This is a genomic window from Burkholderia alba (genome assembly GCF_034721475.1).
Taxonomy (GTDB): Bacteria; Pseudomonadota; Gammaproteobacteria; order Burkholderiales; family Burkholderiaceae; genus Burkholderia; species Burkholderia alba.
The window spans coordinates 149,484-168,230 of the sequence record NZ_JAWJWL010000001.1; the positions used below are offsets into that span (position 1 = coordinate 149,484).

An 18,747-nucleotide genomic window follows, 5' to 3' on the forward strand; every position below is an offset into this window, starting at 1 on the left:
CGCCATGCTTGATCTCGACGAAATTCAGAGTTTTGTTTCCGTCGCGACCTGCGGCGGTTTTCGTCGTGCGGCCGAGGTGCTCGGCCGCACCCAGTCGACGGTCAGCCATCATGTGGTCCGGCTGGAGCAGCGCCTCGGGCGCAGGCTGTTCGTGCGCACCACGCGCTCCGTGCGCCTGACCGACGAAGGCGAGCAATTGCTTGCGGACGCTCAGCGCCTGCTCGACGCGGAAGCGAGTCTGCGCGAGCGCCTGACGTCGCAGCCCTTGCAGGGAAGGGTGACGTTCGGCGCGTCGGAAGAGGTGGCCAGTACACGCTTGCCGCCGGTATTCGCCAGTTTTGCCCGAACATATCCCGGCGTGTCGCTCGAAGTGAGAGTCGGGACGAGTGTGGGGTTGATTCGCGCCTGCGACGAGGGCGAGTTGGATCTCGCGGTGATCAAGCGTCCGCCCGGCTCCACCAAAGGGGAAGCCCTATGGCAGGACGCGTTGCTGTGGGTGGCGGCCGATCGCTACCGCGTCAACGATCAAGTGCCGCTGCCGCTGGCTGTGTATCAGCAGGAGGAGTCCATTTCCCGAAAGGCCATCCTCACGGCGATGCGGACCGCCCGACGGGATTTCCGTATCGCCTATACGAGCTATAGTCTGGTCGGCGTGCGCGCGGCCGTGATTGCCGGGTTCGCGATCACAGCGTTACCCGAAAGCGCATTGTGTCCGGGCCTCAGGATCCTCGGCGAAGCGGAGCGATTGCCTCCGCTTGCCGGCCTGACTTATGTCGTCGTACGCCGGGCAAGGCGTTCGCACGGCGGCGCGGTGGATCTGCTGCACGACGCGCTCTTGCAATTGCGGACATGACGCGCCGGGTGGGCCGGGATTTTTCGTCGATCCGCGTACGACGGGCAGGTAAAACCATCGACGGAATCCGGGGCTATCCGTATGTCCTTCGACTGCCGATTCCATCGCTTGCCTCGATCGTCAATCGTGCATGAAAGCCGGCGAACGAGATCGGGATGCGGTGATCGTTGGCGAGCCTCGGCCGTTCTTCGTCAGGCTTGGTCATTCAGGCGGGCATCACGATCCGCATCGGCGAGACGCCCGATTCGCGGTGCGTATCGGGACGGCGAGCCGCAGCCCCGATCAGTCCGCCGGGCCGTCAGCGACCCCGCCCGCTCACAACGCGTCGTCGCCGCTCTTCTTCGAACGCGGCGCGTCGGCCGTGGGAAACGTGCCGTTGCCTCGAGGCCGTTTCGGCTCGATCTTCGTGCGGCGGATCACTTTGCGGAAATCGATCTCGTGCGCGGCCAGCGCGCCGATCAGTGTCGCGATGACCGCGAGGTGGGAGGGCACGGTGCCCTTGCTCGAATAGTTCGTGATCGAGCTTTCGTTCATCCTGATCAGGCGGGCGAATTCCCGCGCGGTCAGCTGGGCCTTTTTCAACTCCTGCTGAAACTCGGCATATGCCATGGCGCACATGTCGCTTCATCTCCGTAGAACAGCGATTGGCTGCGCGGCGGCGCGGCCGGCAAGCGATGCCGGTCGCGCCGCCGTGGCGCTTACATCTTGACCTGGTCGAGGAAGGTCTTCTTGCCGCTCTTGTAGCCGTAGATCGAAATGATCCCGTGCGTCAGGTCGCCCTTCGCGTCGAAGGTCGTCGTGCCGATCACGCCGTCGTATTTCGTCGCGGGCATCGCGGCGAGGATCTTGGCCGGATCGGTGGAGTTCGCGCGCTTCATCGCGTCGACCACGATGTAGACCGCGTCGTACGCGAACGGCGCGTCGAACTTGATGCCCTGGTTGAAGCGCTTCTGGTACTTGGCGACGAATGCGGCGCCGCCCGGCATCTTCTCGAGCGCCGCGCCCGCCTGCGAGCACAGCACGTTGTCGGCGGCCGGGCCGGCCAGCTCGCCCAACTGGTCGGTACACACGCCGTCGCCGGACAGGATCTTCGCGCGCAACCCGAGCTGCCTCGCCTGCTTGGCGAGCGGGCCGCCCGTCGCGTCCATGCCGCCGTACATGATCGCGTCCGGGTTTTCGCCCTTGATCTTGGTCAGGATCGCGCGGAAGTCGACGGCCTTGTCGTTCGTCGCGTCATGCGACAGCACCTTCAGGCCGAGCGCCTTGGCCTTCTTCTCGAACTCGTTCGCGAGGCCCTGGCCGTAAGCGGTCGAATCGTCGACGACGGCGACGCTCTTCACGCCCTTCGACTGCGCGTAGCTGGCGAGCGCCGGACCTTGCTGCGCGTCGGTCGCGACCACGCGGTAGGTGGTCTTGAAGCCTTGCTGCGTGTAGGTCGGGTTGGTGGCCGACGGGGAGATCTGCACGATGCCGGCGTCGCTGTAGATCTTCGACGCGGGGATCGACGTGCCGGAGTTCAAGTGGCCGATGACGGCGACGACCTTGTCGTCCACCAGCTTCTGCGCGACTTGCGTGGCCTGGCGCGGGTCGGCGCCGTCGTCCTGCGCGTCGAACTGCAGCGTGACCTTCTGGCCGCCGATCGTGAGGCCCTTCGCATTGATTTCCTCGACCGCGAGGCGCGCGCCGTTCTCGTTGTCCTTGCCGAGGTGCGAGATGCCGCCCGTCGTCGGTTCAACGCTGCCGATCTTGACGACCTGGTCGGCCATCGCGTTCGACGCGGCCGCGAACGCGGCGGCAGCCAATGCGACGGTGATCAGGGGTTTGCAGCGCATGCCGACAATGCTTCGTTCCATCTGCCATCTCCGAATTGAATGATATTTCTATTGACGTCCCGGTCGGCCGGCCGCTTTGAGGGGCGATCGGGCTGACTGGACGAGTCTCCATCACCCGTGAAGGGTTTCGCCTGCAGGCCGCCGGACGTTGCGCGGCCCGCGCGGGCAGGCGGGCGGCTTCTCCAGACGACATGCAATTGTATGAATATATCCGAACCGGTTTCCGTCCGCTTCGATGAATCGCGTAATCGGGCGTATGCGCCGCGCACTCACGGTCGGGTCTCGCCGTCCGTCGCGCGGGCGGGGCCCCGGGTTCGTTGTCGGTTCCGTGATCGATTGAACTGATTATTCGACCGGTCACCGGCCGGTGACCATGGACAGTCCGGTGCGATCAGTTGAGAACTGTCCGGTCGGTTTGGCTGCACACTTTGCCGGCGCGATCGCGAATGCGATCCCGCGCGGAGCGGGCGAAGCGGCCGGACTTGCTTCGACATGCAACTAACGGTCGATGCGGACGACACCTGCGAATGGCCGGCGTTCAGGCCGGCGACGAGGCTTCCCGTCTTGCAGGTGTCGGGGGCGACTCGGGCTTGACCACTGCGGCATCCGCCGGGCGGCCTCGCCATCGGGCGCAACAGCGGCACCGCGACCGAGCGCGCCATGCGATGGGCCACGCGGGCCATCGCCGGCGGGCCGTCTCGAGCCGCGCCGATGCCCGGCCGCCCGCCGGGCGGCGCCTTCGGCAAGGCGATCACGCTTGCGGCCGCCGGCGCCGCATCGAGGCCGCTCAATTCGCCCCGCGTGCCAAGCCGGAATCACCGGCGCCGGCCGCCGGCGCTCCGTGCCTGCCTTCATCGGCGCCGTTATTGCTTCACGGCGTTCTTGATCATCTCGATGACTTGCTGCATGAATTTGTTGAGCGTCTCCGCGATCATCATTTTCTGGCTCGCCTGGCTGATGGCGTGCTGCATCGCGATGGCCTGGTCGGTGGTGTGGTGAATGTCCTGGGCGCTCGGCAAATCGGACGCGGCCAGGGTATGAGACAGCGAACCCGCGCCGTGCGCGGCGTGGGTAGCGTTCGTCGCCTGCGTGGCGCTCGTGGCGGCGGGCGCGTGCGATTCCGTCTGGTGCACGGCGGCGGCATCGGTCTGGGCGGCGCCGGTCTGGACGGGGGCGGCTTCGGCGTGCGAGGCCGCCGCGTTGGGCGGCGGTGCCGTCTGCGCCTGGGATGCCGGTTTGTCGTGCAGGGCAGCGGCGCTGTCGGATGCGCTCGGCGCCGCGCTCGCGGCGGGCTTCGCGGCAGCGGCGCTTTCCTTCGATGTCGACGCGGGCGGCGTCGCGGCGGCGGAGGCGGCCGGCTGGCGTTCGGGCAGCTTCGCGCGCCGTATCGCGTTGTGCCGCCGCAGTGCCGGCGCCTGTTTGGGCGCCGTGCCGGTATCCGCCATCAATTTTCCCAGCCCGGCGCGGTCCGCCGCGGGCTGTTTCGATGTCGTGCCGCGTGCGCGCGGGCTCGGTTGTGCGTCCTGGGTGCCGCGCGAATAGGGATGGGAATGCGCCCCGGTGACGCCGGGATTGGAAGTAATTTTCGGCACGATGATGCTCCTCGAAGAATGGCAAACCCATGAATGCCTCGCGGAGCGGATGAACCGCCGGCGATGCCGAGCACTGTACGTCGATGAGGCGCCGCGGCAGGCGGCGACCCGAAGCATTGGAGCCGCATGCGAACGCCGCCGCGTCGAGCGGCGGGCAGTCCGCCGAAAACCGTTTCGACGCGCATCCGGACGGACATCCGGACGGACATCCGGAGCGGGCGCGCGTCAGCGCTTGCTCGAATCGCGCGAGCGGCGGGGCGGGCGTTTCCGGAGGCCGACGAGTGTCGGCGTCGACGTCCCGGCGTTTCTCGACGGGCAGCCCGTGGATGCGCCGCGTTCGCGCGCATCGCCGTGCCTTCGCGCTTGGCCGGGCGCGGCGCGCGGCGCGCGTCGACAATCGGCGCGGATCTTTCCCGACCGGAGTCGCCCATGACCGCCTTGTGCCCCCCCGCCCTGATCGAAACCGACCGCCTGCGCATGCGGCCGCTATCGGAGGCCGACGCAGACGAAGTGTTCGATGCGCTGTTCGGCGACGCCGAGACGACGCGCGATCTGCGCTGGCCGATGCATCGGAGCGTCGACGAGTCACGCGCCAGCATGCGCCGTCTCGTCGAAGGGTGGCGCAGCGGGACGTTCTTCTGCTGGGGCCTGTTCGAGAAAACCGACGGGCGGCTGATCGGCACGCTGGAGCTGCACGGCGATCTGCCGCGCGTCGAGATCGGGTTGCTGACGAGTTTCGCGCCGGGGCGAGTGCGTACCCGTGCATGGTCGGAGATGTTGCACAAGTTTCTCGCGTGGCTGATCGCGCAGCCCGGCGTCTACCGGATCGAGGCGTTCTGCTCGGTGACGGGCAAGGCCGCCCCGCTGATGCCGCATTTCGGCTTCATGTGCGAGGGGACCGTGAAGAACTACGAGGCGCGGCCGAATCGCGGGATGAGCGCGGGCGACAGCTATCTGTTCGCGATCACGAAAGCGCCGCGAGCCCTGGCCGACATCCGGGCGGACGAGGCGGCGGCGTCGCGGGAAGCGGCGTAGAGCATGCCGCGAGGGCCGTCGCGATACCCGCGCGGCGGCGGACCCGGCCGACTTGGGTTCGCCGCGGTCGGCTCGACTGAAAGCCGGTTGCCGGAGCGATAGGACGGCACGCCACCGCTTTGACCGCGCGCGCTTGCCGCCCGGGCGGATGCGCAACGCGTCGCCGCCGGGATGCGCGTCTCGTCGATGCGTCGATCCGAATCTGAACCGAGACACGCAAGGCGATAGCGCGGTGCGCGTCGCGCAAGCGAGCCGGCGAAGGCGTGCAGGTGCGAACGCATCGACGCGCAAGGGTTGTCGTGCCCGCACCGCAGGTCGCGGACGGCGGCCCGATCCTTCACGCATGCCCGCCGGTCTGCAGATACCGGGTCCACTGATAGCGGTCGAGCCGGAGCAGTTGCGCGATGCGCGTGGCGACGGCGCCATCGTAGTGATCGTCGGCGAGCGGCGACGTCGCATCCACTTTCAGGAAGCGCGCCACGAGCGTGGTCGACGCCGGATCGCCGCAGAGCAGCACCATCTGCGCGTAGCGCCGCCACTCGTCGTCGTCGAGGGAGTAGAGACACCAGCCCTGCAGCGCGGTACACAGCGGCGTGCCGCGCTCCTGCTCCTCCAGCGTGCGCAGGATATGCAGCGCGCCGATCCAGTCGCGCCGGCTGATGCGCAGCCGCACGTCGCATAGATCCACCGCGACGCTGCGCGGCTGCAGCACGCGCAGCGCGAGCAGCAGTTCATCCAGGTCGGCATGCGCGCTCGCGCGCAGCCCGGCCGAGAAGGCGGAGAGCAGCACGCGCAGCGCCGCCGCGTTGCACGGTTTGATCGCCATGTCGATGCTATGCAATGAAGAGAAGAGATCCGGCAACGATGATCGCCGTCCCGCGCATCGGCCTTGCGAGCGCGTGCGAAGCGGCGTTGCGCGCGACGAAGCGCGGGGCGGCGCCTCGCGCGCGCGAGCGGATCGGTTCGGCCGCCGCGACCTTGCTTCGCCCCGTTCGCCGCGGGCGCGCGCGCGCTGCCTAATCTTGTCGGCGAGCCGGCGGTGCGGGTGGGCCGCGCGGGTTCATTCTTCCTTTTTCTCACTCCGTGGAGAGACGATCATGAGCATCAACCGCATCTCGTCGCAGACCCTCAATCCTGCGCAAACCCAGAACACCCAGTCGTCGCAAGGCAGCCGCGACGCGAAAATCGAGCAACTGCTCGAGGAGATCGAACAGCTGCTGATGGGCGACGACGGCGGCGACGATTCGAGCATCGGCGGCAACGGCAACACCAATGGCAACAGTAGCGGCAACGTCAACGGCAACACCCCCCCGCTCGCCGGCAAGACGCAGGAACCCAGCTCCGCACCCACGGGCGGCGCGCCGGGCCAGGGCCTGCACGACATCAAGCTGAACACGAAGGCGGGCGGCGAAGCCCTGCACTTGAAGGAAGACTCGCAGGGCAACCTGTACAACGGCAGCGGCAATTCGGTCGGCGTCATCGACAAGAACGGCAACGTTACGCTCAACTCCGGCGCGACCAAGGAGCGCGAGCGCCTCGAGACCGGCAACAAGTCGTTCATGGGCATGCCGATCGGCGGCGGCCCGTCGGGCAAGGAAGGCGCGGGCGGCAACGTGGAGTACTCGGCCAACGACGTGACCGTGAGCGCGGGCGACCTGGACCAGAAGGCGGACTTCTGACGGCAAGCCCTGGACGGCCCGGCGGCACTGGACAAGCGGTTTCGAATCGGTACACACTGCGCGCTCGCGCCGCCGTGCCGCGGTCTGCCGAATCAGTCGCCGAACCTTTCGCCCGCCGGAGTCGAACTTGAGTGTGCCGCATGGGGCCGATGCCCGCCGTTTCCAGATCATGCAGGAACACCAGGCGTGGGGGACGCTCGCGCTCGACCGGGACGGCGCGATCGTTGCCGCCACCGCGCGCGCGCAGGCGCTGCTGGGCCGCGCGCTGCCCGCCGGGCTGCCGTTGCGGACCGTGCTGGGCGATGCGGCGGGCGCCGACGCGGCCGGGCTGTTCGAACTGCTCGGGCAAGGCTTCGAATTCAGCACCGGGCGCGCCGTGCTGTGGCTGACGCTGCAGCCGGTCGCGAACGATCCCGAGATCGCGGCCACGGTTTCCGTCGCCGATGTGTCGCCGCTGCGCCGGGCACTCGACGAACGGGTCGCGTCGCTGCGCTTTCTCGCGCACGACCTGCGCTCTCCCCAGAATTCGATCCTCGCGCTCACGCAGCTGCGCGAAGCCGATGCCGATGCGTTCGACGCGTGCGGGGGCCTGGAGCGGATCGCGCAACTCGCGCGGCATGCACTGCTGCTCGGGCAGGATTACCTGGTCGCGTCGGCGGCCGACGATCTGCATCAGCATCACTTCGTGCGCTTCGATCTGCGCAAGATGCTGCGCGATCTCGTGCCGAAGCTGGAAGTCGGCGCGGTCTATCGCGGCGTCGCGCTGCAGCTGTGGCTGGGCGACGCGGAGCCGGTGTGGCTGAGCGGCGCGCGCGTGTTCGTCGCCCGGGCGTTGCAGAACCTGATCGACAACGCGGTGTACGCGTCGCGCCAAGGCGCGCGCGTCGAGCTGCGCATGCGGGTGCTGGATGCGCACGCGGAGGTGTCGATCCGCGATTGGGCGGGCGGCCTGCCGGGCCTCGCGGCCGACGGGCGGATGACGGATTTCGCGCCGCTCGCGAAACGCGGCTCGATGGGTTTCGGCCTCGGGCTGCAACTGGCCGCTCAGGTGGTCGCCGCGCACGCCGGCACGCTGCACGCCGAATCGAACGGGGGCGTCGGCACGGTGTTCGTGATGCGACTGCCGCTGCTGGCGCGCGCCGCCGCACCGGCGATCCCCGACGGCGCGGCGCGCTGGCGATCGAGCGTCGCGCCGGACGGCTGAACGGCTGAACGGCGGAGCGCTTTCTTTTGATGGATTCACGTACTTCATGAACACGATGTCCGAACCGAACATGCAACGCACCGTGCAGCAGCCCAAGCAGATCGTCGTCGTCGAGGACGACCCGGTGCAGCGGACGCTGCTCGTCACCTGGCTCAAGGCCGAGGGCTACCGCGTCGAAGCGTTCGACAACGGACTCGACGCGCGCCGCTTCCTCGGCGACAGCTGGGCCGACCTGCTGGTGCTCGACTGGGATCTGCCCGGCATGACGGGCGAGCGCCTGCTCGGCTGGGTGCGCGGCCGCGCGCGCTCGATCGTGCCGGTGATCTTCCAGACGGTGCACTCGGAGGAGGAGGACATCGTCAAGATCCTCGATGCGGGCGCCGACGATTTTCTGATCAAGCCGCTCGAGAAGCAGACGCTGCTCGCGCGGGTGCGCGCGCTGCTGCGCCGCTTCGCCGCGCTGTCGGTCGACAGCGGGCGGATGCACGTGGGCCGCTACGTCCTGTCGCGCGCCGCGCTGACGGTCTCGGACGGCGAGGCCGCGCACCCGTTCAGCGCGAAGGAATTCGATATTCTCTGGCATCTCGCCGCACACCCCGGCGCGGTCGTGCAGCGCCAGGATCTGCTGCGGCTCGTCTGGGGGTCCGAGGCGCCCGCGCAAACCCGCTCGATCGACATGTACGTGAGCCGCCTGCGCAGCCGGCTGAAGGCGGCGGGCATCGGCTGGTCGGTGCAGGCCGCCTATGCGAGCGGCTACCGACTCAACCTGGGCGCGGAGTCCGATCCGGCGGACGGCGCGCCGTGACGCGGCGCCCGGCCGCGCTGGCGGCGCTCGCGCTGCTCGCACTGGCCGGGCCGGCTGTGGCGGTGCCGCTCGTTTGGCCGCTCGCGCGCTTCGATTACGCGGTGCGCGACGCGAGTGCCGCCGACGCGCTGCGCGCGCTGGCGCGCCGCTCCGGCATCGCGATCGAGGCGGACGAAGGCGCGGCGTGCCGGCTCGGCGTGCAGGATGCCGCGCCGCCGCAGCGGTTCGTCGATTCCGTCGCCGCCGCGTGCGGGCTGGTCGGATACTACGACGGCGCGGTACTGCAACTGGTGCCGCCCGATGCCTTTCGGCACGCGGCCGCGCGGCTCAATTACGCCACCTTGTCCGACCTGCGCGCGACGCTCGCGCGGCAGAAGATCGTCGATCCGCGCTGGCGGCCCGACTACGACGACGCCGCCCGGATCGTTCGTGTCACGGGACCGTCCCGCTATGTCGCGCTGGTGCTGGCCGCCGTGCGCGCGCTCGACCGGGCGGCGCAGGCGCGGGTGCCGGCCGAGACCCGCGCGTTCAAGCTGCGGGCGCGCACGGCGGCCGATCGCGTCGTGGCCGGCGCGACCGGCGATGCGATGCTGCCGGGCGTGGTCACGACCTTGCGGCAGCGGCTCGAGCAGGACGGCGTCGTGTCGCACGCCGCGCCCGACGTGCTCGAATACACGACCGCGCTGCCGGTCGTCGACGCGGACGCCCGCTCGAACACCGTGCTGATTCGCGATCTGCCCGAGCGGCTCGCCCGCGACGCTCGACTGGTCGGGCAACTCGACACGCTGCCGGCGGCGCTGCGGCTCGACGTGTTCGGCGCGACGCTGCAGGGGGCACCGTTCGACGCGGCGGGGCTGCGCTGGCGCGACGCGCCCGGTGCCGCGCCCGGTGCGGCCCCGCTGCGCGTGGCGATTGCCGCGAGCGGCTGCGCGCCGCTGCGCACGCGGCTCGAACAGCTTGCCGCGCACGGCGGCGCGGCGATCGATCTCGACCGTTCGACCTTGACGTCGCCCGACGGCAGCGCGGATTTCGAGCGCCTGCAGCGGAGCTTCGTCGCCACGCGCATGGGCAAGGGCGATACGCCGACGCTCGAAGCCCTTCGCAGCGGCTTCGCGATGCGGATCACGCCGCGCGAGACCGCGCAGGCGAGCCGGATCGCGCTCGACATGCGGATGGTGGAGCGCTGGGCGAGCGGCGACGGCGGCGGCGCGCCGGAGACCGGCTCGCGCGACAGCGCATGGACCGCCACGCTCGCGGCCGGCGAGTGCGCGGTGGTGGCGCTGCCGCCGCCCGCCGCGCGCATGGGGCCGCGGATCGTGCTGGTGGCGTCGCGCATGACGGCGGGGGCCGCGCCGGAACCGGTACGCGCGACGGCGGCCGCCGTTCGTCCGGTGGCCGCGGCGGGCAGCATCGGCCTGCGGATTCAAACCCGGCTGCTCGCCAATTGATGCCAATAATATTCATCATTAAAGGCCCGGCCGGACTTAATTGGAATTAGCCGAAAAAAACCGCCTATTAAATAAGGACCGTTGGTCGATCAATAAGCAGTTCGGCCTGTTTATCTGAATTTTTATTGATTTTAGTTGAATCGGTAAAATCGACTGACAACGCATTTGTGTACTTACCGATTAACAATCGACTGCATCATTTCATGTAGCTCGATGCGATTATAGGTGGCGCGCAACGCGTCCTTCGGCGCGATCCGGTTGCGTGCCGCCAGCGCGGCGAGATCGTCGTTCAGCGAGCGCGACATGTTGTCTTCCCGGCGCCGCATGAAATCGTTCACGAGGTGCAGCTTCGCCGGATCGGCGATCAGCTTCGCCACCTGGTTGTTGTTGTTGAAGAGCAGCTCGCTCGCGAGCACCAGGCTCTCGCCGTCGGCGCTCGGCACGAGGCTCTGGCAGACGATGCCGATCAGCGATTCCGCGAGCGCGACCGCGTGCCGGTCGCGCTGCTCGGCCGGAAAGAACGACAGCAGCTTGTTGAGCGCGCTGACCGCGCTGCCCGTGTGCATCGTCGCGAGCACCAGGTGCCCCGATTCGCCCGCCTGCAGCAGCGTGTCCGCCGTCTCGGCGTCGCGCACCTCGCCCACCATCACCACGTCCGGCTTCTGCCGCAGCGCCTCGCGCAGCCCGTGCGGGAAATTCGGCGTATCGGTCGGCACTTCGCGCTGGGAGATGATGGACTGGCGGCGCTCCAGATAGTATTCGATCGGCTCCTCGATCGTGACGATATGGGTGTTGCGGGTGGTGTTGATGTGCTCCAGCAGCGACGCGATCGTGGTGGTCTTGCCGGACCCGGTCGGCCCGGTGACGAGGATGATGCCCTTCGTGTTGTCGAGCATCGAGCGCACGTAGGCGGGCAGGCCGAGCTGGTCGAGCGGCAGCGGCGAGAGCGGCAGCCGGCGCATCGAGATCACGATCTTGCGGCCGCCGCCCGCCCGGTACACATGGCAGCGCAGCCGGCAGCGCGTGAGCACGAACGGGCGGTCGAGCGTGCCCCGGTGCAGCGCGCTCTCCCAGTGCTCGTCGATCGCGTCGAGCAGCGGCCGCATCTCGTCGAGCAGCGCGGGCTCCTCGCTGGTCTCGATCCAGCCGCGCGGGGTCTTGATCATGACCGGACGGTCCTGCTCGATGTGGATGTCGGTGAACATCTGCTTCAGGTCGATCAGGCCGAGCACTTCACCCGCGAGATCGCGAAGCGGCGCGGCGGCGGCATGCTGATTCATCTGGATTCGATTCGATTGAGCGGCGTATTGCGCGCGCGGCGGGTGGGAAATTGAATAACTTGTTGAATTTTGCACGCCAACTAGCTTTTGTCAAACTGTTCGGGTTATATTTGCCGCGAAATAATGAATTAAATAAAGCATATTCACGCGTAGATCCGACGTGTAAGACCATAGTAATCCAGGGTTCGATGCGGTTATTGCCGACCCATGGAACGGGGCGGTCCTGCACATGGGTCTTCGCGCTTCGGGATGCCGGAGCGCGGCGCGTGCGAATGCGCTCAAGTCACGAGGACATCACCATGCAGGGCGCCAGGGCCGCCGCGATCGTATCGCTTGCGATCGCGTTTTTTGCCACCGATTGCGCGGCGAGCAGCGCGTCGGTCGACTCCAATCCAGTCGAAAGTACCGTCGGCGAGCGCTTCGATCACGCGCCGCTCACGGCGCAATACGCGGACGTGTCGCGTCCGCCGTCGTCCGGGGGGCGGGCCGCGTCGACCGCGGTCGCCACCGTCGAGGCGGACGTCGCCGCGCCGGCCGCGATGCCGCCGTCCCGGCCGATGCCGCCGGCCGCGCCGCTGCCCGCCTGGGACGTGCGCGCATCCGACGGCACGATCCGGGGCGTGCTGACGCGCTGGGCGCACAGCGCCGGCTGGCAATTGGTCTGGGACGCGCCGGTCGATTTCAGCATCGATGCGCAGGCCACGCTGCACGGCTCGTTCGAGGACGTGCTGCAAACGCTGGTGGCCAGCCTGGGCCGTACCTCGACGCCGATCCAGGCGATTCTCTACCGTGGCAATCATGTGTTGCGCGTCGTCGCGCAGGGAGCGGGCTGATGCGCGTCTTCGTTGGCATTTCGTTGTTGGCCGCCGCGCTGCTGAGCGGCTGTACGGGTTTGCGGCAGGCGATCGATCGGGACGTGAAGCACGATTCGAGCGAATCCGCCGCGCTGATCAAACGCGCGTCGGACGGCGACAACCGCGTGCACGGGCTGCCGCCGGTCGTCGTCGACGAAGGACTGTGGGTGTCGGCCGGCGCGGTGAAGCTGCAAAGCGACGAGCGCCTGCCCGCGCTGTTCGACGAAGCGGCGTCGTTCGACCGTTCGGTGTCCTCGCTGTCGGAGTTCGCCGAGCAGATCACGCGGCTCACCCAGATCCCGACCCAGGTGTCCACGAACGCGCTGCAGGCGGCGGCGCGCTCGCAGCAGGGCGGTGCGGGGGACGGCGGCGGGCGCGGCGCGCCCGCGTTCCTCGATGCCGCGGGCGGCAAGTCCGTGCCGCCGCTGCCGCCGGGCATGCCGGCGGGCGCGGGCGGCGGCAAGGCGGCGGGCGGCTCGGACGGCGGCGGCGCCACGTCGTTCGCGGCGGTGCGCATCCTGTACGGCGGCGGCAGCCTGCGCGGCCTGCTCGACGCGGCCTGCGCGCGCTTCGGCGTGTTCTGGAAATATGAGCAAGGCACGATCCGCTTCTTCCATACCGATACCCGCACGTTCCAGGTCAACGCGATTCCCGGCGATTCGTCGCTCAACGCATCGGTCGTGAGCGGCGCGACGAGCGATAGCGGCTCGGGAGGCGCGCAGTCGGGGGGCGGCTCGTCGGGCGCGACCTCCAGCACGCCGGGCATCACCGCGAACAACACGGCGAACACGGCGGTCAATTCCCAGCTGTCGGTGTTCAACGGGCTGCAAAGCGCGATCCAGTCGATGCTGTCGCGCTACGGCAGCTCGGTCGCGTCGCCCGCGACCGGTTCGATCTCGGTGACCGACACGCCCGACGTGCTCGAACGCGTCGCCGCGTTCATGGCGCAGCAGAACCGTTCGCTGTCGCGCCAGGTGCTGCTCAACGTGACCGTGCTGAGCGTGACGCTGTCCTCCGGGGATACGTACGGGATCGACTGGACGCTGGTCTACAAGACCCTGTCCGCGCAATTCGGGATCAAGAACGCGTTCGCGGCGGCCGCGACGGCGGCGACGACGCCCGCCACGCTGTCCGCGTCGGTGCTGAGCCCGACCAGCCGTTTCAACGGCACGTCGCTGATGATCCGCGCGCTGTCGGAACAGGGCCAGGTGCGCCGCAAGACCTCCGCGTCGGTGACGACCCTCAACAACCAGCCGGTGCCCGTGCAGGTTGCGACCCAGGTCGGCTATCTGGCGGCGGTGTCGACCACCAACACGGCGAACGTCGGTTCGTCGACGGCGCTCACGCCGGGCACGGTGACGACGGGCTTCAACATGACGCTGCTGCCGCACGTGCTCGACGACGGCACGGTGATGCTGCAGTTCTCGACCAACATCTCGTCGCTGCTGCGGCTGAAGGAAGTGAAGAGCAGCGACGCGAGGGATGCGATGCGGATCCAGACGCCCGAGATCGACACGCGCAACTTCCTGCAGCGCGTGTCGATGAAGTCGGGCGAGACGCTCGTGATCAGCGGCTACGAAGGCGCGAACGATGCGCTGAACCGGCAGGGCGTGGGCACGCCCGACATGATCGCGCTCGGCGGCGGCTACGACGCGCAGCGCGCCCGCGAGGTGATCGTGATTCTGATCACGCCCGTGACCCAGCGGGGCGGCGTGTGACCGAAGAACGGACGTCCGGCGCGCAGGTGGTGCAGATCGGCCGCCAGCGCTTCGTTTGCGGGCTGTTCTGGCAGTCGCTGTCGCGCCGCAACGAGCTGCGCGCGGAGGCGGTCGAACTGGCGCGCAAGCTGAAATTCGACCTGATGGTGCTGCGGATCGACCGCAGCGTCGCGGCGGCGGGCTACGCGAATACGCGCGACGGCTTCGCGCCCGGCCATCTGTCGCTCGGCGCGATGGTGTCGCGCGCGATCGGGCTCGAAGGCGCGTTCTACAACGGCCGTCGCCAGCCTGCGCCGAACTGGCTCGGCGCATTCGCGCTGCCCGACGGGCGCTGGGCGTACTTCGCGGTGCGCGACCATGCGTTCATGCCGAACGGCGATTGGATCGGCAGCCGCGAGGAAGCGCTCGAACGGCTGCATACCGATTACGCATGGGGCGGCTGGAACGTCGTGATCGGCGAGCCCGAGCTTGAGCGGCAGGGCTTCCAGAATTTTCAGCCGAAGCGGCTCGACGATCTGCTGCCGCGCCGCGGCGGCCGGCCGCGCACCGAACGCTGGTGGGCGCTGCGGCCCATCGAACGGCGGCTGTCGGCGCGCACCCTGCTGATCGCCGCGACGCTCGCGTGCGTCGTGGGCGGCGGCGCGCTGGCGTATTGGCATCACCGCGCGAAGGTCGAGGCGCAAGAGCGCGAGGCGGCGCTCGAGCGCGTGCGCGCCGAGCTGGCCGCGCGGCAGGCGAGCGGCGCGCGCGCCGCGCATCCGTGGGCGGGTCTGCCCGATGCGCTGGCGTTCGCGCAGGCATGCGCGGCGCGCTTCGGCCGGCTCGCGCCGGGCGGCTGGCTGCTCGAGCGCTACGAATGCGTGCCGGATACGGCGCGCTATGCGTGGGCGCGCGGCGAATCGAACGTGCGCTATCTGCTCGCGGCGGAACCCGCCGCCGTCGTCGACACGGACGGCGAGCACGCGACACTCGACACGCCGCTCGCATTGCCCGCCTCGGGCGATACGACGATCGCCGACGATTCGTCTGTCAGGACGCAACTTCTGTCGCGTCTCCAACTGCTGGGCGTGGTCGCTAAACTCGACGTGCTGCCTGCCGAGCTCGGCTCCGGCGCGCCGCTTGCGTTCGCCTGGCACGCCTACCGGTTGAGCGCGAGCCTCGGCGGTCTGACGCCGCCCGACTTCATGCGCGCGATCGCCGTGCCCGGATTGCGCGTGCAGCGCATCGCGTATCAGAACAATCAGTGGACTCTCGAAGGGGTGCTCTATGCGAAATAGCTGTCAGGTTCGATGGATCGGCGCGCTCGGCGCGGTGCTGCTGGCCGGCGCCGCGTGCGCGGCCGAACCCGCGCTGCCCGATGACGGTGGCGACACCGCCGCACGGCTCACCCGGCTGCAAAGCGAGACGCTGCTGCTGCAGGCGCAACTGAAGAAGCTCGAGACGGAGCAGCAGGTGAGCGACCGGAGCGCACAGCTCGCGCGCTCGCGCGGCGGCGCATCGGCCGGGCAACTGGCGGTGACCGCGATCGAGGGCGTCGGCCGGCGCGCGTTCGCGACGATGCGGATGAGCGGCGGCGCCGAGTTCGAGGTGCAGCGCGGTGACGCACTGCCGGACGGCGGCCGCGTGGTGGCGATCGAGCCGCGCGCGGTGGTCGTCGCGAACGGCGGCCGGACCTACCGGCTGACGACGGCGTCGAGCGCGGCGGCCGCGTTCAGCGGCAATCCGCCCCTGCCGCGCGATGCGGTGCCGATGTTGCCGACCTTGCCCGCGAGCGGATCATGAGCCAGCCGACCCCCCTGTCGCCGGAAGGCGACGCCGTCCGGCCCCGCGATCCGCGCGCCGTCAGCGAGGCGGGCGATTTCGCGGCCAGCGTCGAGGAACGCAAGTTCGTCTGCCTGCTGGACGATGGCCGTCTGCTGATCGCCGACGGCCACGAGATGAATCCGTTCGTGCTGTCGTATCGCGCGCGGCTCGACCGGATGGGCCGACCCTACCGGCTCGCGCCCGCGACCATGCTGCAGGTGCGCGACGCGTACCGGCAGGGCATGTCGGGCGGCGGCGAGCGGCTCGACCACACGGTGATGCAGGTGCTGGCCAAGGAACTGATCGGCCGCGCCTGCCGCGAGCGCGCGTCGGATATCCATGTGCGCGTGCACCGTTTCAGCACCGAGGTGTTTTTCCGGATCCACAACGAACTGACGCGCGTCAACGAGCACACCCGCGAACACGGCGAGCGGCTGCTGGCGACGCTGTACGGCGCGATGACAACCGTCTCGGACAACAGCTACCGGCCGAGCGAGCGGCAGGACGCGAGCATCGGCGATCGCGACAAGCTGCCGGATGCGCTATACGGCGTCCGGATCGCGACGACGCCGACGAGCGACGGCAGCCTGATGGTGCTGCGGCTGCTGTACAACGACGCGGGCGATTCGACCGATCTCGCGGCGCTCGGCTTCGCGCCGGAGCATGTCGCGGCGTTCGACGCGCTGCGCGCGCAGCCGCACGGGATGAACATCATCAGCGGGCCGACCGGCTCCGGCAAGTCGACCACGCTGCAGCGCATGCTGGCCGCGCAGATCGACGAGTCGCACGGCAGCCTGCACGTGATCACGGTCGAGGATCCGATCGAATATCCGATCGACGGCGCGGTGCAGACGCCCGTCGCGAACGCGCCGACCGAGGAGGCGCGCGGGGCGGCGTTCACGGCGGCGATCACCAATGCGATGCGGCTCGATCCGGACACGATCATGATCGGCGAGATCCGCGACCGCGCGTCGGGGCAGACCGCGCTGCGCGCGTCGATGACGGGCCACCAGGTGTGGACGACCGTGCACGCGAACAGCGCGCTCGCGATCGCCGACCGGCTGATCGATCTCGGCCTGCCGGCGCGGATGGTCACCGACCATACGGTGATCTCCGGGCTGATCAGCCAGCGTCTCGTGAAACTGCTGTGCCCGCACTGCAAGCGCCGGCTAGCCGATCACGCCGACGCCGTCGATCCCGGGCTGCTCGCGCGGCTGCGCCATGCGCTCGACGGCCGCTTGCACGACGTCTGCATCGCGGGCGAGGGCTGCGCGCACTGCCGCGAGCTAGGCACGGTCGGCCGCACGGTGGTCGCGGAGGTGATCCTGCCCGATGCGCGCCTGTTCGAGTACCTGCGCGACGGCGACAAGGCCGGCGCGATCGAATACTGGACCCGCACGCTCGGCGGCGTGACGCTGGCCGAGCACGCGCTGCGCAAGGTCGCGGCGGGGCTGGTCGACCCGCGCGGCGTCGAGCGGGTGGTCGGCCCGCTCGCGCAGGCGGTGGGCGAGGCGAGGCAGCAGCTGTCGCTGGTCGGATTCAGTTATGGCACTTGAGCTGAACCGTCGCTGGGCGAAGTTTTCGCTGAACGCGGACGAACGGCTGCGCCTCTATCGCAAGATCGCGAAGATGCTCGGCAACGGGCTGCCGCTGCTGAAAGTGCTGGAAGAACTCGAATGGCGCGCGTCGCGCGAGGGCCGCAAGCCGAACGAGCCGCTCGCGATCGTGCTGTCCGACTGGCGCTTCGCGGTGCAGAACGGCCAGATGCTGTCCGAGGCGATGCACGCCTGGGTGCCCGCGACCGAACAGATGATCGTGTCGGCGGGCGAGCAGGCGGGGCGCGTCGAGGCCGCGCTGGTGTCGGTGACCGACATCGTGCTGTCGGCCCGCCGGATCCGCCGCGCGATCTCGGGCGGGGTCGCGTACCCGGTCGGGCTGCTCGTGATGATGCTCGGCTACCTGTACCTGTTCGGCACGCGGGTGATTCCGAAATTCGCGCTGATCGCCGACCCGGAGCATTGGCACGGCGCGGCGCGCTCGCTGTACGTGATGTCGCTGTTCGTGCAGAGCTGGATGCTGCTGGTGGTCGCGGTGCTGGCGGCGTTCGGCGCGGCGCTCGCGCTGTCGCTGCCGCGCTGGCGCGGCCCGCTGCGGATCTATGCGGACCGCGTGCCGCCGTATTCGATTTACCGCCTCGTCGCGGGCAGCGGTTTTCTGATCGCGTTCGCCGCGCTGCAGGGCGCCGGCGTGACGGTCGAGCGGGCGCTGCTGAAGATCGGCGCGATCTCGGGGCCGTGGCTGCGCGAGCGGATCGACGACACGCTGCTCGGCGTGAAGTCGGGCCTCAACGCCGGCGAGGCGCTGCATCACACCGGCTATCAGTTTCCGTCGCGCGAGATCGTCGAGGATCTGTGCATCTACGCCGAGTACGGCGGCTTCGACAACGCGCTCAAGACGCTCGCGGACGAGTGGCTGGACGAGGGGGTCGCCCGGATCGCCGCGCAGATGCGCGTGCTGAACGGCGTCGCGATCGTGGTGATGGCGATCGTGATCGGTTGGCTCGTGACGGGTTTTTTCGGAATTCAGCAGGAAATCGCCGCGATGACGCGCGCGATGCATTGACGTTGCCTACCTTCAATAACAG

The 18,747-nt window shown here is 69.1% G+C and carries 17 protein-coding genes; 12 read left to right on the top strand and 5 right to left on the bottom strand.

Features of this window, described 5'->3' with window-relative positions; translation table 11 throughout:
* Positions 1-4: 4 nt before the first annotated feature.
* Positions 5-853: a LysR substrate-binding domain-containing protein gene (locus RZR99_RS00690; protein WP_323117794.1), complete on the top strand. Its 849-nt coding sequence runs from the start codon at positions 5-7 to the stop codon at positions 851-853.
* A 315-nt stretch (positions 854-1,168) separates the two neighbouring features.
* Here the strand turns inward: RZR99_RS00690 and RZR99_RS00695 are convergent, their stop codons facing one another.
* The 3 genes from RZR99_RS00695 to RZR99_RS00705 form a co-directional block, all read right to left on the bottom strand.
* Positions 1,169-1,471, bottom strand: coding sequence for an XRE family transcriptional regulator (locus tag RZR99_RS00695; RefSeq protein WP_323117795.1), 303 nt, complete (start codon positions 1,469-1,471; stop codon positions 1,169-1,171).
* 80 nt (positions 1,472-1,551) lie between these two features.
* Positions 1,552-2,706, bottom strand: a complete 1,155-nt coding sequence (locus RZR99_RS00700; protein WP_323117796.1) for a branched-chain amino acid ABC transporter substrate-binding protein — start codon at positions 2,704-2,706, stop codon at positions 1,552-1,554.
* An 842-nt stretch (positions 2,707-3,548) separates the two neighbouring features.
* Positions 3,549-4,394: a hypothetical protein gene (locus RZR99_RS00705; RefSeq protein ID WP_323117797.1), complete on the bottom strand. Its 846-nt coding sequence runs from the start codon at positions 4,392-4,394 to the stop codon at positions 3,549-3,551.
* A 312-nt stretch (positions 4,395-4,706) separates the two neighbouring features.
* On the opposite strand from RZR99_RS00705, the gene RZR99_RS00710 reads away from it, so the two are divergent.
* Positions 4,707-5,312 (top strand): GNAT family N-acetyltransferase, encoded by a 606-nt coding sequence (locus RZR99_RS00710; protein WP_323117798.1) that lies wholly within the window; start codon positions 4,707-4,709, stop codon positions 5,310-5,312.
* Positions 5,313-5,649: 337 nt separating this feature from the next.
* On the opposite strand, the gene RZR99_RS00715 is transcribed toward RZR99_RS00710, so the two are convergent.
* The gene (locus tag RZR99_RS00715) at positions 5,650-6,138 is read right to left on the bottom strand and encodes an HrpB1 family type III secretion system apparatus protein (protein WP_323117799.1); all 489 of its coding nucleotides are present in this window, start codon (positions 6,136-6,138) and stop codon (positions 5,650-5,652) included.
* Between the two features lie 271 nt (positions 6,139-6,409).
* On the opposite strand from RZR99_RS00715, the gene RZR99_RS00720 reads away from it, so the two are divergent.
* The 4 genes from RZR99_RS00720 to RZR99_RS00735 all read left to right on the top strand — a co-directional run bounded on the left by RZR99_RS00720 (position 6,410) and on the right by RZR99_RS00735 (position 10,448).
* Complete coding sequence (locus tag RZR99_RS00720) at positions 6,410-6,991, top strand: hypothetical protein (RefSeq protein WP_407655385.1); 582 nt, start codon at positions 6,410-6,412, stop codon at positions 6,989-6,991.
* 133 nt (positions 6,992-7,124) lie between these two features.
* Positions 7,125-8,195, top strand: coding sequence for a sensor histidine kinase (locus RZR99_RS00725; RefSeq protein ID WP_323118020.1), 1,071 nt, complete (start codon positions 7,125-7,127; stop codon positions 8,193-8,195).
* A 55-nt stretch (positions 8,196-8,250) separates the two neighbouring features.
* The gene (locus tag RZR99_RS00730) at positions 8,251-9,000 is read left to right on the top strand and encodes a response regulator transcription factor (protein ID WP_323118021.1); all 750 of its coding nucleotides are present in this window, start codon (positions 8,251-8,253) and stop codon (positions 8,998-9,000) included.
* Positions 8,997-10,448, top strand: a complete 1,452-nt coding sequence (locus RZR99_RS00735; RefSeq protein ID WP_323117800.1) for a secretion protein — start codon at positions 8,997-8,999, stop codon at positions 10,446-10,448. The genes RZR99_RS00730 and RZR99_RS00735 overlap by 4 nt, the downstream gene beginning before the upstream one ends.
* Before the next feature lie 173 nt (positions 10,449-10,621).
* Here RZR99_RS00735 and RZR99_RS00740 read toward each other — a convergent pair whose 3' ends face one another.
* Positions 10,622-11,728, bottom strand: a complete 1,107-nt coding sequence (locus RZR99_RS00740; protein WP_323117801.1) for a type IV pilus twitching motility protein PilT — start codon at positions 11,726-11,728, stop codon at positions 10,622-10,624.
* Between the two features lie 299 nt (positions 11,729-12,027).
* On the opposite strand from RZR99_RS00740, the gene RZR99_RS00745 reads away from it, so the two are divergent.
* Genes RZR99_RS00745 through RZR99_RS00770 form a run of 6 tightly spaced genes read left to right on the top strand, consistent with a single transcriptional unit; the run spans position 12,028 to position 18,725 of the window.
* On the top strand, positions 12,028-12,561 hold the full coding sequence (locus RZR99_RS00745) for a toxin co-regulated pilus biosynthesis Q family protein (protein ID WP_323117802.1): 534 nt from the start codon (positions 12,028-12,030) through the stop codon (positions 12,559-12,561).
* On the top strand, positions 12,561-14,300 hold the full coding sequence (pilN, locus tag RZR99_RS00750) for a PilN family type IVB pilus formation outer membrane protein (RefSeq protein ID WP_323117803.1): 1,740 nt from the start codon (positions 12,561-12,563) through the stop codon (positions 14,298-14,300). The genes RZR99_RS00745 and pilN overlap by 1 nt, the downstream gene beginning before the upstream one ends.
* Positions 14,297-15,577: a type 4b pilus protein PilO2 gene (pilO2, locus tag RZR99_RS00755; RefSeq protein ID WP_323117804.1), complete on the top strand. Its 1,281-nt coding sequence runs from the start codon at positions 14,297-14,299 to the stop codon at positions 15,575-15,577. Before pilN ends, pilO2 begins: the two co-directional genes overlap by 4 nt.
* A 16-nt stretch (positions 15,578-15,593) precedes the next feature.
* Entirely contained in the window at positions 15,594-16,082 is a 489-nt protein-coding gene (gene pilP / locus RZR99_RS00760) for a type IV pilus biogenesis protein PilP (RefSeq protein ID WP_323118022.1), read from the top strand.
* Positions 16,079-17,659, top strand: coding sequence for a GspE/PulE family protein (locus RZR99_RS00765; protein WP_323117805.1), 1,581 nt, complete (start codon positions 16,079-16,081; stop codon positions 17,657-17,659). Before pilP ends, RZR99_RS00765 begins: the two co-directional genes overlap by 4 nt.
* Complete coding sequence (locus tag RZR99_RS00770) at positions 17,649-18,725, top strand: type II secretion system F family protein (protein ID WP_323117806.1); 1,077 nt, start codon at positions 17,649-17,651, stop codon at positions 18,723-18,725. The genes RZR99_RS00765 and RZR99_RS00770 overlap by 11 nt, the downstream gene beginning before the upstream one ends.
* Positions 18,726-18,747: the final 22 nt, after the last annotated feature.

What these genes read in the sequence shown, in the direction of transcription:
- RZR99_RS00690 (WP_323117794.1), top strand. Translation starts at nt 5, where the DNA reads ATGCTTGATCTCGACGAAATTCAGAGTTTTGTTTCCGTCGCGACCTGC.
- RZR99_RS00695 (WP_323117795.1), bottom strand. Translation starts at nt 1,471, where the DNA reads ATGTGCGCCATGGCATATGCCGAGTTTCAGCAGGAGTTGAAAAAGGCC.
- RZR99_RS00700 (WP_323117796.1), bottom strand. Translation starts at nt 2,706, where the DNA reads ATGGAACGAAGCATTGTCGGCATGCGCTGCAAACCCCTGATCACCGTC.
- RZR99_RS00705 (WP_323117797.1), bottom strand. Translation starts at nt 4,394, where the DNA reads ATGCTTCGGGTCGCCGCCTGCCGCGGCGCCTCATCGACGTACAGTGCT.
- RZR99_RS00710 (WP_323117798.1), top strand. Translation starts at nt 4,707, where the DNA reads ATGACCGCCTTGTGCCCCCCCGCCCTGATCGAAACCGACCGCCTGCGC.
- RZR99_RS00715 (WP_323117799.1), bottom strand. Translation starts at nt 6,138, where the DNA reads ATGGCGATCAAACCGTGCAACGCGGCGGCGCTGCGCGTGCTGCTCTCC.
- RZR99_RS00720 (WP_407655385.1), top strand. Translation starts at nt 6,410, where the DNA reads ATGAGCATCAACCGCATCTCGTCGCAGACCCTCAATCCTGCGCAAACC.
- RZR99_RS00730 (WP_323118021.1), top strand. Translation starts at nt 8,251, where the DNA reads ATGTCCGAACCGAACATGCAACGCACCGTGCAGCAGCCCAAGCAGATC.
- RZR99_RS00740 (WP_323117801.1), bottom strand. Translation starts at nt 11,728, where the DNA reads ATGAATCAGCATGCCGCCGCCGCGCCGCTTCGCGATCTCGCGGGTGAA.
- RZR99_RS00745 (WP_323117802.1), top strand. Translation starts at nt 12,028, where the DNA reads ATGCAGGGCGCCAGGGCCGCCGCGATCGTATCGCTTGCGATCGCGTTT.
- pilN (WP_323117803.1), top strand. Translation starts at nt 12,561, where the DNA reads ATGCGCGTCTTCGTTGGCATTTCGTTGTTGGCCGCCGCGCTGCTGAGC.
- RZR99_RS00765 (WP_323117805.1), top strand. Translation starts at nt 16,079, where the DNA reads ATGAGCCAGCCGACCCCCCTGTCGCCGGAAGGCGACGCCGTCCGGCCC.
- RZR99_RS00770 (WP_323117806.1), top strand. Translation starts at nt 17,649, where the DNA reads ATGGCACTTGAGCTGAACCGTCGCTGGGCGAAGTTTTCGCTGAACGCG.